Below are 14,547 nucleotides of genomic sequence, written 5' to 3' on the forward strand. Positions count from 1 at the left end.
AAACTGAGGGCTATTTTAGTCTTACGCTGACCTATATAGGGCAGGTTTTATGGTATTTAAGCTGGGCTAGCAGTTCCTTCTTTTTGGGCGACACGTTAGAATCAGTTTTTTTAAGACAGTAAATAATAGGAATATGTAATGGGCAGAGCCTTTCAAAACCGCAAAGAGTCCATGGCAAAAACGTCTGACCAAAAAGCCAAGGTGTACAGTAAATACGGCCGTGAGATTTATGTTTGCGCAAAATCCGGTGGTATCGACCCGAATGGTAATTTGGCGTTGCGTTCTCTTATTGATCGAGCCAAAAAAGATCAAGTGCCAACTCACGTCATTGATAAAGCGCTAGACAAGGCGAAAGGTGGTGGTGGAGAAGATTTTGATACGGCCCGTTATGAAGGGTTTGGCCCTGGTAATACCATGGTGATTGTTGATTGTTTGTCCGACAATCCTAACCGTACCTTTGGCGATGTGCGCACCTGCTTTAATAAGGTGAAATGTAAAATTGGTAGCCAAGGCAGTGTGAGTCATATGTTTGACCACAGTGCTATCTTTGTTTTTTCTGGGACAGATGAAGAAGTTGTTCTAGAGGCTCTAATGATGGCCGATGTAGACGTAACAGATATTGAGCTAGAAGATGGTAAGGTTACCGTGTTTGCACCTCATACTGATTACAGCAAAGCCAAAACCGCTTTGACAGATGCTTTGGGCGATATTGAATTTGATGTGGATGAAATTCAATTTGTCGCGCAAAATATGACAGAGATTCAAGGCGAAGAAGTGGAGCAATTTGACCGTTTCTTAGATTTGCTAAATGACCTTGACGATGTGCAGCGTGTTTATCATAACGCCGAATACTAGTTTTTAGGTTTTTAAAAAAATCGCCTAATCAAAAGCTCTGACAAGTTATGTTGTTGGGGCTTTTTGTTTATGGGCAGTGAACTATTAAGCCCCGTTATCAAAAAACATAAAGCTATCAAGTAATTTAAAGCCTAAGGAAAATCATGTCAGATTCAAAACCTCAAGTTGCCTCTCCTTGCGTCAGTGTATGTTTGTTAAACGATGAAGATGTGTGCGTGGGTTGTTATCGAACAGGTCAAGAAATTACCCTATGGGGGCGGCTGGACTACGACGCCCAGCTTGCTGTGATGGAAAAAGTACGCGAGCGAGAAGCAAGCAGCCAGTTTGTCAGCAAATAATGCTTCGGCTGCTTGTTTCCCCTGCAGTCTTTAATTTTTGTCATTATTTATTGCCGCGTTTTTAAGCTCAATCCACTGAGACATGTATTGGGTGCTTTTTAAAGTGTGATGACGCAGCATAAGTCCCATAAAGTGAGACTGTCTTAAGGTTTCTTTTAGCGTAACCTGAAGTGTTAGGCGGTCAATCAGTTTGGGTTGCCACTCACTTGCTTGATAGCGTGATTCCAATAGTTGGTTGCCATTCTTTTGCATCAATTGCCAGCTGGTTTTGTCGTTATAAAGTGAAACAGCGGCATCAACAAAGGTGTCTATGTCGTCTGTGATCACACCATTCCAAGGCCATTCACCGTGCATGGATTCAGCGCCGACAGAGGTGGTGATACTGGGCGTGCCCATTTGCATGGCTTCTACCAATTTTCCCTTAATGCCTGCACCAAAGCGAAGTGGCGCCAAACAAAGGCGAGCTTGCTGCATTACGGCGTGGGCGTCTTCGGCCCAACCTTTTACCAAAAAACCTTCTTTTGGGTTATGCAATTGAGTGGCTTTTGGTGGTGGATAAGCGCCATAAATGTGTAATTCGGCCTTGGGCAGACGTTTGCGTATAGCGGGCCAGATGTCTGCCTTTAGGTGCAGTACGGCATCCCAATTCGGTCCGTGGCGAAAATTACCAATGCTAATGAAATGTTGTCTGTCCTCAAAGGGTTTGAGTGTCTCTAAAACAGCTGGTTTGGGCAGCATGAAAGGCAAATGAAACACGTGCGTTTCTGGTACATGAAAGTGCTCGATCAGCAACTGGGTTTCGACTTCTGAGATCATCAAGGTTAAGTCACAACGGTGAATGGCCGCGATTTCACGAATGCCCACATCACTGTAAAGGTCCTTGGTCTGAAATTCACGCTGCTGTTTCAAGGCTTGATGTCTGGCTTGTCTTAAAGAATGTAGATCTTCTGTGTTTAATACTCGCAATGAGTCTGGACTGTGTTTCTCGACTCGCCAACCAAACTGTTCTTCCATCATGAAGCGATCGAATACCACGATGTCCGGTTTTTTGTCGGCGATATAGAGATCAAACGAGGCGTCGTTTAACGCGATGTGTTCGGCGCTAATACCCAAAAGAGATAAATCGGCCATGTGCTCGGTTTGTTGAGCAGGGCTGGCGAAAGTGACTTGCCAGCCTTGTTGACGAAAACAGGTGAGCAATTGCATCATTCGGCTGCCGGCGGCGGAGGAGTTCGGTTCTGGCCAGACATAGCCGATGACAAGTAGGTTCACAGTGTTCTCTCACAGTCAAATGGGGTTTTCGATTCTGTATTTTGAGGAGAATCAGGACATATTCTTTTGGCTATTGTATCATGGCGAACAGATTTGTATTGGCTGGCTCTCTTGTATTAATGGTGAGTATCAACAGCGAAGCAATACGTAAGCAAAACATGACATTGAGACGATATTATGATCATTAAACCTAAGATTCGCGGATTTATTTGTACAACCACGCACCCAGTTGGTTGTGAACAAAATGTAAGAGACCAAATTGCTTTTACAAAGAGCAAGGGTGCGGTAGAAAACGGCCCTAAAAAAGTCTTGGTCATCGGCGCATCCAGTGGTTATGGCTTATCTTCTCGTATCGCCGCGGCGTTCGGTTCTGGCGCTGCCACCATTGGTGTGTTCTTTGAGAAACCAGGTACTGAGAAAAAGACTGGCACAGCGGGTTGGTACAACTCGGCTGCGTTTGACAAGGCCGCGAAAGAAGAAGGCTTGTACGCTAAGAGCATCAATGGCGATGCCTTTTCTCATGAAGCCCGTGCGAAAGTCATTGAACTGATCAAGCAAGATTTAGGCGAAATTGACATGGTGGTTTACTCATTGGCGTCACCGGTGCGTAAAATGCCTGATACTGGCGAAGTGGTTCGCTCGGTATTGAAGCCGATTGGTCAGCCTTATCGCTCTACGGCCATTGATACTAATAAAGACGTGATCATTGAAGCGGAAATTGAGCCGGCGACTGAAGAAGAAGTGGCTGCAACGACCACAGTAATGGGCGGTCAGGATTGGGAGTTATGGATGTCTGCGTTGAATGATGCAGGTGTTTTGGCGAAAGGGGTTCGTACGGTAGCCTACTCTTATATAGGCTCAGACATTACTTGGCCGATTTATTGGCATGGTGCACTGGGCAAAGCAAAAGAAGATTTGGATCGTGCTTCTGGAGCGATCAATGCTCAATTAGCTGCACTTGACGGTGGCGCTAACGTCGCGGTGCTTAAATCGGTTGTGACTCAGGCGTCTTCTGCCATTCCAGTGATGCCGTTGTACTTGGCGATGGTGTTTCGTGTGATGCGTGAAAAAGGTCTACACGAAGGTTGTATGGACCAGATTTATCGACTATTTTCTGAGCGCTTGTATAACAACAACACGCCAGCGGAATTGACCGATGAGATGAATCGTCTACGCCTTGATGACTGGGAATTGCGTGACGACGTGCAGCAAGCATGTCGTGACCTTTGGCCACAAATCAATGATGCAAACTTGTTTGCCGAAACCGATTATCAGCTTTATAAAGATGAGTTTTTGAAATTGTTCGGTTTTGGTTTGGATGGCGTTGATTATGACGCGGATGCGAACCCAGAAGCTGACTTTGATGTCATCACACTGTAAGCTAGATTAGCGTGTATCGAAGGAGTCCGAGCGTCGCTTTGGCTCCTTTTTTGTTGGCTGTATTTAACGATAGTGAGTGTTAAGGTGCTTATGAAATATTCATTTGGATGGTGTTTGTTGGTGTCCGGTGTGGTAAATGCACAGACGATTGAGCGCCAGCCAGTGGACATTATTTACGGTGATCAAGTGATTCATTCGCAGCATCAGGTGGTTGTTAGTTCTGGCCCTGAAGTCGCCGTGATTCCAGCCGATAAATCGACGTCGACATTAGGCCCCAATTTAGTTATTTCATCAGACGGTAAAACACTGCCTTATCTAGAACAAAATAAAATAGCGGCTCGTGAGCAAGAGATTTACGACGAAGTAAATCAAAGAACGGAAGAGTCCCCTTTTACTGTGTTGTTTACCGGCAATATTCCAGACGATATTCAAGAAAAACGCTTGCGTATGATGCCTGAAATTGGTGTCTTTGCAGATGAAATACGTTCTGATGGTAACTCTTTCTCTGATGGATCATTTGTAAATGAAGCGGATTCAGACGTAGCGGGCTCTGCAGAAATATCCCCTGATGCTGGTGATTTCTCTCCTATTGGCAAAGGGGTTATTCCCATTCAACCAAGTGCATCTGAAGAGGTTGAGGCGGTAGAGGAGACCAATGAAGAAAAATTAGAAAAGCTCATTGGTGGTTAAGGTTTTTGTTTTGAGTCTATCGTTTTAAGTCTATTGTTTTAAGTTAATTGTCTTGTTATAAATTTTGCGTATCTGTGTTTGCCTCTTTCCACTCTGATTGATCGTCAATATCCTGGGGGAAGGGCTTATTATGTGTCATGATCTTAACTGTTTCATTTAGTGCTAATTTGTGGCTAATAAAGGCGATAAAGTCTTTTCGCTTAATGTTTCCAACTTCTTTAATCCATTCTTCTCTGGCATCAAAGTCGGGTTCAGTTTTGGCGATCTGATGCCATTCTTCTAATGCGTTGTCACTCAAGTTTTTTGCTTTCATGCTCAATTCATTTAACAGCGAATGTTTGATGTCATCAAAAGTGTCTTGTGGGACGGTCGGTAGCCATTTTTTCTGTTCTTCTAAAAAGGCTTCCATAGCATTAATAATAGTGCGAGTGCTTTTGTTAGGGGATTGCACAAGCAAGCCCAAAATAGGGGTGTTTCTTGTGCTTAGGTTTTGCACGCCAACAATGTAGCCAAGCTGCTGCTGAGTGCGCAGTGATTGATAAAAGCGACTGCCAATGAGCTTGGTTAAAATGGCAAAATAGGCTTTTTCGGTCACGGCGTTGCTTTTAATTTGTGAGCTTGTGTCCAAGAGGGCGTATAGCACCACGCTATCGTCGCTGGTGGATTCAAACTGATAATGATGCTTTGTTTGCGTGGTTAGTGGCTTGGTTTCTATTTTGATAGGGTCTTTTGCGATTAAGCGCCCAACGAAGCGTTGGTAGACAGAGTCGGCAAAAGCCTGGGTTTGTTCTTTTGTGATGTTGCCTGTACTGTAACCGACCACACTAAATTGTTGGCGCGCGGCTTTGATGTAGCCTTGTAAATCGTCAAAAGTGAGTGAAGGCAGTGTGGCTTCTAACTGTTCTATAGTGAAGCTGTTTTTGGTGATCAGCATGGTTAATGCGCTGCTGGCGTTATGGTACGCTTGGCGGCTTTTTTGGTTGCTGAGATCTTTACTAAGTTGAATTTTTGCTTGTTCAAAGCGCGCTAAATTGGGTCGAAACAAGAATAACTGATCGATAAGCCAGGCGTTGTAAGTGTTTTGTTTATCGGAATATCCGCTGGTTCTTAGTGTGAGCCCATTGCTGTGCGGGTACAGTGAATAACCCAGTCCAGCTACGTAAGGTGCGTAAGTTGACTCGCTCACGCTGTCATTAAAAAGGCGAGTCCAAAGTCGATTCAGCAATGTGTTGCGTTCAGTATCGGCCGCGTGATCATAGCGCAGGGCTAAAAATGTCATAGCGGTAGGCTTGCCAAACTCAGCATCAGACTTGTTCCAATATACGAAACCATCCTTTTCAAATACGATCGATGGGGTGTCTTGGTGTTCGTCAATTAATGCTAATGATGTTGGAATAAAGCGATTTTTTTCTGGCAAGCTGACGTGTGTACTTTGGACTGACGTTTGTATCTCGTTTAAAAAGTCGGCACTGAAAAAGTGATTGCTGTATTGGCTGTGATACCACTTTTCTGTCTGCCAATTTAATGCCGAGCTTGCCCAATTCTCTGGCATGTCTTTTTTGCTGATAACTTGGACTAGCAGGTTTTCTGGGGTCAATTGTTGTAATAATCGACGTACTTGTTGGGTGTCTGCCATGGTGTCAAGTCGGAAGCAACTTAATATGTCGACATAAGGGATGGTCAGCATTTTGGCGGATAGGGATCGAGCAAGATCTTGTGGGTTAACGTAGTTTTGATGATTAAACATCAGCTGACTAAGTTGTAAGCCTTCTTCTAGATACATTGGATTAATGGGTGTCGACTGCAGCAAGCTCAAGGTGGCAAAGAAGCGCTTGGCTACCACATTAATGTTATCCATGCCCTCATTGGTCAGTCTTATGGTGATGACAAATAAGGCGTTGTTACCGTAATCTGCTGTCAGACCCGCGCTAAGACCATTAATGAAACCATCCGATTTGAGGGAAGCGTACAAAGAGCCTTTATTTTCATTGCCTAGAATGTGAGACAAATATCGAGTTGGTTGTGTTTTGTAATTTTGCTCTTGGGCGTCTATTTGGTAGTAGAATTTTAATGTGTGGCCATCTACTAGAGGGCGCATAAATTGCAACTGAGGTTGTTTGTCAGTAAGCAAGGCAGGGAAGTCCGCTGCTTTTTTGGGCTCTTTTTGAGGGATTTCTACGAAATAACGTTTTGCTAGGTTGGCCATTTTCTGATATGGCATGTTAGCGACCAATACCAGCGCCATATTGCTACTGTGATAATAGGCGTTGTACATATTCAACAGTTGTTCTCGTAATGGGCTGTTGGGGCGGTCTTTTAAAGTATCTAAGTTGCCGACAGTGAAGTCGCTGTAGGGGTGTTCGGGATTGATTAAGGTTTTCAGTGCTTGACCATTACGACGACCTTCGTCTTTAAGTTTGGCCTTGTACTCGGCATCGACAGCGTTTTTTTCTCGTTGTGTAAGTGACTCGCTAAAAAGAGGGGAGATGAAGAATTGCGAAAAGCGATCGAGCGCGCCTTCAAAGGCGGATGGTTTGATATCAAAGTAGAAATTGGTGGTATTAGTGCTGGTGTAGGCGTTATGTGAGCCACCATTGGTGTTGATGAAGCCTTGGTAGTCACCTGCTTCTGGGTATTTTTCGGTGCCGAGAAATAGCATGTGTTCTAGAAAATGCGCCAAGCCTTGTTGTTCTGGAGGGTCTTGGAAGTTACCGACGTTCACCGAAAGAGAAGCGGCAAAGCGCTCGGCCTGGGGATCGTTAATTAGTAGCACGCGCAGTCCATTTTCCAGCACAAGATGATGATAGTTATTCTTGTCCGTTAAGCTTTTATTAAAAATGCCATTGATGTCATTTTGACTAAAAGGGTAGGCGCCAACCACATTGGAAAAGTTTGTGTTTGATGTTGTCATAGAAGAATGGGTGTCGTGCGCGTGACTGGTCGGTGACGTCCACGCGATTAAAAAAAAGAGGGTGTAAAGTAATCTGCTTCTTAATGAGTTCATAGAAGGAGACTAACTGAAGCCGACGACCAGATGCAATGGCTAAGTTGTTGTGCATTGTATCTGGATCGTCAAGAAAGTTACTGGGCGTCGAGAGACTGACCGTTTACCGACAAGCTATCTTGTCCCATTAGGTAAAGATAGAGCGGCATGATTTCATTTGGTGTGGGTAGTGTGTTTGGGTCTTCGTTTGGATAAGCCTTGGCGCGCATATTGGTTTGAGTGGCGCCTGGATTAATGGCGTTGGCGCGGATGGAAGGCGAAAGTTCGGCCAATTCACTTGCAAGCAACTGCATCATGGCTTCCGTTGCAAACTTTGATACGGCGTAAGCGCCCCAATTGGCTTTCGCCTGTCGACCGACACCTGATGAGGTAAAAACAATGGATGCCTGATCAGCGTTTTGCATCAGGGGTAAAAGAGCTTGGTTGAGCATGAGTTGGCTGGTCACATTAACGCGCATTACTTGTTCGTACAAAATAGGATCATAAGCGGCAATGGGCTTTCTTTCGCCGAGCAAACTGGCGTTGTGCAAAATGCCATCGAGTCGACCAAACTCGGTTTTCAGTGTGTTGGCAAGCTCTGTGTAATCATGCTCCGCTGCGCCGTCTAAATTGAGTGGCACTATGGCGGCTTGAGGGTATTGTTGCTTTTCTATGTAATCATAAACGGCTTCAAGCTTCTTTTGGGTGCGGCCTAATAAAACAACAGTAGCGCCATGTTCGGCATACGTTATGGCGGCAGCTTTGCCTATGCCGTCGCCTGCACCTGTGACCAGAATGACCTTGTCTTTTAATAATTGGCTTGGGGCTTGATAATGAAACATATCTCCTCCTAGCGCCTTTCTATTAGGCGTCGAGTTTTTGGGTGTGCATCAAATAATTAACGGAAACATCCCGCTCGTTTAACTTGTATACTTTTGTAATCGGGTTGTACGTCATGCCAGTCATGTGAGTGACTTCAAGCCCAGCTTGACGGGCGTAATTGCTTAATTCGGCAGGCTGAATGAATTTGGCGTAATCATGAGTGCCTTTAGGGAGCATTTTTAGCACATATTCGGCGCCGACAATGGCAAACAGGTAAGCCTTCGGGTTGCGGTTGATGGTTGAGAAGAACACGTGGCCACCGGGTTTGACTAGCGTCATACAGGCTTTGATAACGGACGCGGGGTCAGGGACATGCTCCAACATTTCTAAGCAGGTAACCACATCGTATTGACCAGCGTCGCGTTCAGCGATTTCTTCAGCTGTGATTCGTTCGTAATCAATGTCTAGTTGCGATTCTTCTTTATGAAGTTTGGCCACTGCAAGAGGCGCTTCACCCATGTCAATGCCTTTTACCTTAGCGCCAAGTGTTGCCATGGCTTCAGACAAAATACCACCGCCACAGCCCACGTCGATCACTTTTTTGTCCTTCAAGCCGCCAGATCGTTCATTCACGTAATTTGTGCGAAGAGGGTTGATGTCGTGTAATGGCTTGAATTCATTTTCAGTGTCCCACCAACGGCTTGCCAGTGCTTCAAATTTTGCCACTTCGTCTAAATCTACATTCTTGTGTTGGTTGCCGGTCATTTTTACTGTCCATTATAAAGTTTGCTGAAAATGCAAAAGTCGGGCTCGATAAAGTGTTAAAAAGCGCATCGACTTGCTGTTTTGTGCGTGTTTTGTATTGAGTCTCGGTACTAAGATATATGACGCTAGTATAACGCCACCTTAAGGGTCGACCAATAATAAACTGAGTTAGTTGTCTTTCTTCGGCTTTTTACGCAGACCTTATTGATTTAGATCGATTTAGGCGGTCGGTAAAATTCTATTATAGACGAACAAAACATCCTGCTTGCAGAGGTGTTATTTATTTCCTTATGGTACAATGCCGCGCTTATAAAAAGAGATTAAGGCGTCTTCCAGACTCCAAGGCATAAGGATCGATTGTATCTATGGGTGAATTAGCCAGAGAAATTATTCCCGTCAGTATCGAAAATGAACTGAAGGGATCTTACCTTGATTACGCCATGAGCGTAATTGTTGGTCGAGCATTACCTGATGTACGTGATGGGTTGAAGCCTGTTCATCGTCGTGTTTTATTTGCGATGAACGAACTTAAAAACGATTGGAATAAACCGTACAAAAAATCGGCGCGTATCGTCGGTGATGTGATCGGTAAATATCACCCACATGGTGATTCTGCCGTTTACGATACGATTGTTCGTATGGCGCAGCCTTTCTCAATGCGTTACACCTTGGTTGACGGACAAGGCAACTTCGGTTCTGTCGATGGAGACAGTGCTGCTGCGATGCGTTACACCGAGATTCGCATGGCGAAGATTTCCCATCATCTCCTTATGGATCTTGAGAAAGAAACCGTGGATTTTGTGCCGAACTACGACGGTACGGAATTTATGCCAGAAGTGCTGCCAGCACGCGTACCTGGTTTGCTTGTCAATGGATCAGCCGGTATCGCCGTTGGTATGGCGACCAATATTCCGCCCCATAATTTAGGTGAAATTATCGATGGCTGCTTGGCGGTTATTGATAACGCTGAGGTGACAGTTGATGAGCTTATCGAGCACATTCCTGGTCCAGATTTCCCAACAGGCGCTTTTATCAATGGTCGTGCTGGAATTATTGAAGCTTACAAAACGGGCCGTGGGCGTATCTACATGCGTGCTCGTCACCACTTTGAAGATATGGAAAAAGGCAATCGCCAAGCTATCGTCTTTACTGAAATTCCTTATCAATTAAACAAAGCCAAAGTGATCGAAAAGATCGCTGAATTGGTGAAAGAGAAAAAGCTCGAAGGCATCAGTGAGCTGCGTGACGAATCTGATAAAGATGGTATGCGTATCGTGATAGAGCTACGTCGTGGCGAAAATGCAGATGTGGTTGTCAATAACATATTTGCGCAAACTCAGTTGCAGTCTGTGTTTGGTATTAACATGGTGGCCTTGGTTGATGGCCGTCCGCAGTTATTGAATCTTAAGCAGATTCTTGAGTGCTTTGTTAAGCACCGCCGTGAAGTGGTGACCCGTCGTACTATTTATGAACTTCGTAAAGCGCGTGAGCGTGGTCATATTCTAGAAGGTTTGGCGGTATCTCTAGCGAACATCGATCGCGTGATTGAGTTGATTCGTACTTCGCCAACCTCGGCTGAAGCCAAAGAAAAAATTGTCAGTGAGTCGTGGGAGCCGGGTAACGTGGTTGCCATGCTTGAGCGCGCAGGCGCAGACGCTTGCCGTCCAGATGACCTAGAAGCAGGTTATGGATTTGTTGACGGTGCTTATCACTTGTCTCCAGACCAAGCGCAAGCCATTTTGGATTTGCGTCTACATCGCTTAACGGGCTTAGAGCACGATAAATTACTGGGCGAATACAAGGCATTGATCGAAACGATCGGTGAGTTGTTGAATATTTTGTCTAATCCTGATCGTTTGATGGAAGTCATTCGTGAAGAGTTAGAAGAAGTTCGCGATACCTTCGGCGATGCTCGCCGTACTGAAATTCTGACGTCTCGCCAAGATCTGACCATTGCCGATTTAATCGACGAAGCGCCTATGGTGGTGACCATCTCTAACACTGGCTACGCCAAATCTCAGCCGTTAGAAGAGTATCAAGCTCAGCGTCGTGGTGGTCGTGGTAAATCGTCAGCTAGCATGAAAGACGAAGACCACATAGAACATCTATTAGTGACCAGCAGTCATGACACCATCATGTTGTTCAGTAATTTTGGTAAGGTCTACTGGTTGCGCGTGTTTGAAATTCCTGTTGCAAGTCGCGGCGCGAAAGGTCGCCCTATTGTTAACTTGTTGCCATTGCGCGAAGGTGAATCTATTTCGGCGCTCTTGCCGCTGCCAGTGGTTGAGGCCATAGAAAGCGATGACGACGTCGAAGAGGTGTCAGATGAAGCCTTGGTCGAAGCAAGTAGTTACATCTTTATGGCTACTGCGAACGGCACGGTGAAGAAAACCGCCATGCAACATTTTGCTCGTCCTCGTTCGACAGGTTTGATTGCCTTAAGTCTTGATGATACTGACGAGTTGGTCGGTGTTTCTGTGACCAATGGCGAAAACGACATTATGTTGGTGTCGTCATCTGGTAAGACTATTCGCTTTAAAGAGTCCGATGTTCGTCCTATGGGTCGTACAGCAGCGGGTGTACGTGGTATTCGTTTGGGTGAAGATGCGAAAGTTGTGTCTTTAATCGTTCCACAAGAAGGCTTGGCTGTCTTGATGGCGTGCGAAAACGGCTATGGCAAACGTACCTCGGTTGACGATTTCCCTGTGTATGGTCGTGGTGGTCAAGGGGTGATTGGTATTCAGGTATCTGATCGTAACGGGCCAGTTATCGGCGCGACTCAGGTAGATGAAACCGATGAAATTATCTTGATTACCGACCAGGGAACCTTGGTTCGTACTCGAGTGACCGAAGTATCTTGTCAAGGACGTAACACCCAAGGTGTGACCTTGATTCGTCTAACCAACGACGAACATCTTGTTGGTATCGAGCGTGTCGTCGAAGATGATGAGCATCTTGATGAAGACGATGTTGATGATGTGGCTGAAGAGCAAGTTGTGAATGATGGTGATGAAACGCCTGATATCACAGACACAGACGTATAATAGAAAAGAAAGCGACGCACCTCGGTGCGTCGCTTTTGTTGTAAATGGCTTTGGTAAACAGTAGCTCTGGAAAATAATAGCTCTGAAAATGATGGCTGAAAGCAGTTAGGAGTAATACGCAGAATGAGTCGAGTATACAATTTTTGTTCTGGCCCCGCCGCGCTTCCCGAAGCGGTGTTGAAAAAAGCACAAGCTGAGATGTTAGATTGGCATGGTGCGGGTGTCTCTGTTATGGAAATGAGTCACAGAAGCACGGAATTTATGTCCATTTTGGCGTCGGCAAAAGCGCGATTAATGCGTTTGTTGGACATCAGTGATGACTATGAAGTGCTGTTTGTTCAGGGTGGCGCATCGACTTTGTTTGCTCAAATTCCAGCGAATTTAACCAATGGTTTTGATTCTGCTTGTTATTTAGACACAGGTGCTTGGTCGACTAAAGCTATTAAAGAAGCGAAGAAATACACCAAGGTCAACGTGGTTGCGTCTTCAAAAGAGCAAAATTACACCACTGTGCCAGCTTTTGCTGACCTAGAGCTTGATGAAAGTGCGGCGTATTTGCATGTATGTCCCAACGAAACCATTGGTGGTTTAGAGTTTGCGGATTTGCCTGAAACCAATTTGCCAATCATTGCGGATTTGTCGTCCACTATTTTGTCACGAAAAATTGATGTGTCTAAATATGGCATGATTTACGCGGGTGCTCAGAAAAACGTGGGGCCAGCGGGTGTGGTCATCTGTATTATTCGTAAGGATTTGTTGGCTCGTTGCAGCGATAGCCTACCAACGGTGTGGAATTTTGCCAACTTAGCAGCGAACGATTCCATGATCAATACACCACCAACTTTTGCCATTTATCTGGCGGATTTGGTGTTTGAGTGGCTGGAAGAGCAAGGTGGCGTTGAAGCCATTGAAGCGGTGAATATCGCTAAAGCCAAGGTGTTGTATGATTTTATTGATGCCAGTGATTTCTACGCGAACCCTATTGACCCTGCTTATCGTTCTCGAATGAATGTGCCCTTTACGTTAGCGGATGCGTCGTTAGAGTCGCTTTTCTTAGAAGAGTCTGAAGCGGCTGGGTTACGTACTTTGGCTGGTCACCGTTCTGTTGGTGGTATGCGTGCGAGTATCTATAATGCGATGCCGATGGCAGGCATTGAAGCCTTGATCCAGTTTATGCGTGAGTTTGAAAATCGCCACGCACAAGGAAAGTAATACAGGCTTGATAAACGCTTACGAGAAAGAACTACACGGATAATAAAAAACTATGTCGAATTCAAAACAGGCTGTGCCAGAGACGCTGCCATTATTGCGCGATCGCATTGATTCCATTGACTCGCAAATTCAGGTGTTGATCAATGAGCGTGCACGCTGCGCTCAAAAAGTCGCTGAAGTGAAATTGGCTGAGCAAGGCGGTGAGGCCGTGGTGTTTTACCGACCAGAGCGAGAAGCACAGGTGTTGCGTCGCGTGATGGAGCGCAATGAAGGGCCGCTTGGCAACGAAGAAATGGCGAAAATTTTCCGCCAAGTGATGTCGTCTTGCTTGGCGCTTGAAAAGCCGATGCGCATTGCGTTTTTGGGGCCAGAAGGTACCTTTACGCAGCAGGCAGCATTGAAGCACTTTGGTAAGTCCATCATCAGTGCGCCCATGGCGGCCATTGATGAAGTGTTTCGTGAAGTGGAATCAGGCGCGGCGAATTATGGTGTTGTGCCCGTTGAAAATTCGACAGAGGGTGTGGTGAATCACACCTTAGACAGTTTCCGTGATTCGCGTTTAAAGATCTGCGGCGAAGTGGAAGAACGTATACATCATCACTTGCTGATCAGTCCAAACATTCATGCGGAAGATGTGACGCACATTTATTCCCATCAGCAGTCTTTGGCGCAATGTCGTGCTTGGTTAGATCGCTACTGGCCCCATGTTGAGCGCGTTGCGGTGAGTTCCAATGCTGAGGCGGCTCGCTTAGCGGCTGATGCGGGTCGCAGTGGCAAAGCCATTGCTGCCATTGCGGGTGAAGTGGCCTGTGAACTGTACGGCCTAACGAAAGTGTCAGCAAACATAGAAGATCGTCCTGATAACACCACGCGCTTCTTGATCGTCGGTCATGAAGATGTACCGCAAAGTGGTAAAGATAAGACTTCGTTATTGATCAGTGCGAAAAATGAGCCGGGTGCCTTGTATCACTTGCTTGAAGCTTTTGAGCGTCATGGTGTTGATATGACGCGGTTAGAAACGCGCCCATCCTTGATGAGTCGTTGGGGATACATTTTTTACATCGACTTCGTTGGGCATTATCTTGATGACGCTTGCCAAGTAGTCATTGAAGAGCTGCGTGAACGTGCTTCAGAGGTTAAGGTATTGGGTTCTTACCCCGTCGCTGTGCTCTAGCCCTTGATTGTG

The 14,547-nt window shown here is 45.7% G+C and carries 11 protein-coding genes; 7 read left to right on the forward strand and 4 right to left on the reverse strand.

Annotation, left to right across the window (positions count from 1 at the left end; genetic code table 11):
• Positions 1-138: 138 nt before the first annotated feature.
• The gene (locus tag J9B83_RS02580; protein WP_211535168.1) at positions 139-855 is read left to right on the forward strand and encodes a YebC/PmpR family DNA-binding transcriptional regulator; all 717 of its coding nucleotides are present in this window, start codon (positions 139-141) and stop codon (positions 853-855) included.
• Between the two features lie 143 nt (positions 856-998).
• Positions 999-1,193, forward strand: coding sequence for a DUF1289 domain-containing protein (locus J9B83_RS02585; RefSeq protein ID WP_211535169.1), 195 nt, complete (start codon positions 999-1,001; stop codon positions 1,191-1,193).
• 30 nt (positions 1,194-1,223) lie between these two features.
• Here J9B83_RS02585 and J9B83_RS02590 read toward each other — a convergent pair whose 3' ends face one another.
• Positions 1,224-2,465: a glycosyltransferase family 4 protein gene (locus tag J9B83_RS02590; RefSeq protein ID WP_211535170.1), complete on the reverse strand. Its 1,242-nt coding sequence runs from the start codon at positions 2,463-2,465 to the stop codon at positions 1,224-1,226.
• 177 nt (positions 2,466-2,642) lie between these two features.
• On the opposite strand from J9B83_RS02590, the gene fabV reads away from it, so the two are divergent.
• Positions 2,643-3,845 (forward strand): enoyl-ACP reductase FabV, encoded by a 1,203-nt coding sequence (gene fabV / locus J9B83_RS02595; protein WP_211535171.1) that lies wholly within the window; start codon positions 2,643-2,645, stop codon positions 3,843-3,845.
• Between the two features lie 90 nt (positions 3,846-3,935).
• Positions 3,936-4,535, forward strand: coding sequence for a hypothetical protein (locus J9B83_RS02600; RefSeq protein WP_211535172.1), 600 nt, complete (start codon positions 3,936-3,938; stop codon positions 4,533-4,535).
• A gap of 55 nt (positions 4,536-4,590) precedes the next feature.
• On the opposite strand, the gene J9B83_RS02605 is transcribed toward J9B83_RS02600, so the two are convergent.
• The 3 genes from J9B83_RS02605 to ubiG all read right to left on the reverse strand — a co-directional run bounded on the left by J9B83_RS02605 (position 4,591) and on the right by ubiG (position 9,105).
• Positions 4,591-7,446, reverse strand: a complete 2,856-nt coding sequence (locus J9B83_RS02605; RefSeq protein WP_211535173.1) for an insulinase family protein — start codon at positions 7,444-7,446, stop codon at positions 4,591-4,593.
• 170 nt (positions 7,447-7,616) lie between these two features.
• Positions 7,617-8,360, reverse strand: coding sequence for a YciK family oxidoreductase (locus tag J9B83_RS02610; protein ID WP_211535174.1), 744 nt, complete (start codon positions 8,358-8,360; stop codon positions 7,617-7,619).
• Between the two features lie 22 nt (positions 8,361-8,382).
• Positions 8,383-9,105 carry a bifunctional 2-polyprenyl-6-hydroxyphenol methylase/3-demethylubiquinol 3-O-methyltransferase UbiG gene (ubiG, locus tag J9B83_RS02615; RefSeq protein WP_211535175.1) on the reverse strand — a complete coding sequence of 241 codons (723 nt, stop codon included), beginning with the start codon at positions 9,103-9,105 and terminating at the stop codon, positions 8,383-8,385.
• 365 nt (positions 9,106-9,470) lie between these two features.
• On the opposite strand from ubiG, the gene gyrA reads away from it, so the two are divergent.
• The 3 genes from gyrA (at position 9,471) to pheA (ending at position 14,535) form a co-directional block, all read left to right on the forward strand.
• Positions 9,471-12,149, forward strand: a complete 2,679-nt coding sequence (gyrA, locus tag J9B83_RS02620; RefSeq protein WP_211535176.1) for a DNA gyrase subunit A — start codon at positions 9,471-9,473, stop codon at positions 12,147-12,149.
• A gap of 123 nt (positions 12,150-12,272) precedes the next feature.
• Positions 12,273-13,361 carry a 3-phosphoserine/phosphohydroxythreonine transaminase gene (serC, locus tag J9B83_RS02625; RefSeq protein ID WP_211535177.1) on the forward strand — a complete coding sequence of 363 codons (1,089 nt, stop codon included), beginning with the start codon at positions 12,273-12,275 and terminating at the stop codon, positions 13,359-13,361.
• A 52-nt stretch (positions 13,362-13,413) separates the two neighbouring features.
• A complete protein-coding gene (pheA, locus tag J9B83_RS02630) occupies positions 13,414-14,535 on the forward strand; it encodes a prephenate dehydratase (RefSeq protein ID WP_211535178.1) in 1,122 nt (373 codons plus the stop codon).
• Positions 14,536-14,547: the final 12 nt, after the last annotated feature.

It is taken from the genome of Marinomonas vulgaris (genome assembly GCF_018145875.1).
Taxonomy (GTDB): domain Bacteria; phylum Pseudomonadota; class Gammaproteobacteria; order Pseudomonadales; family Marinomonadaceae; genus Marinomonas; species Marinomonas vulgaris.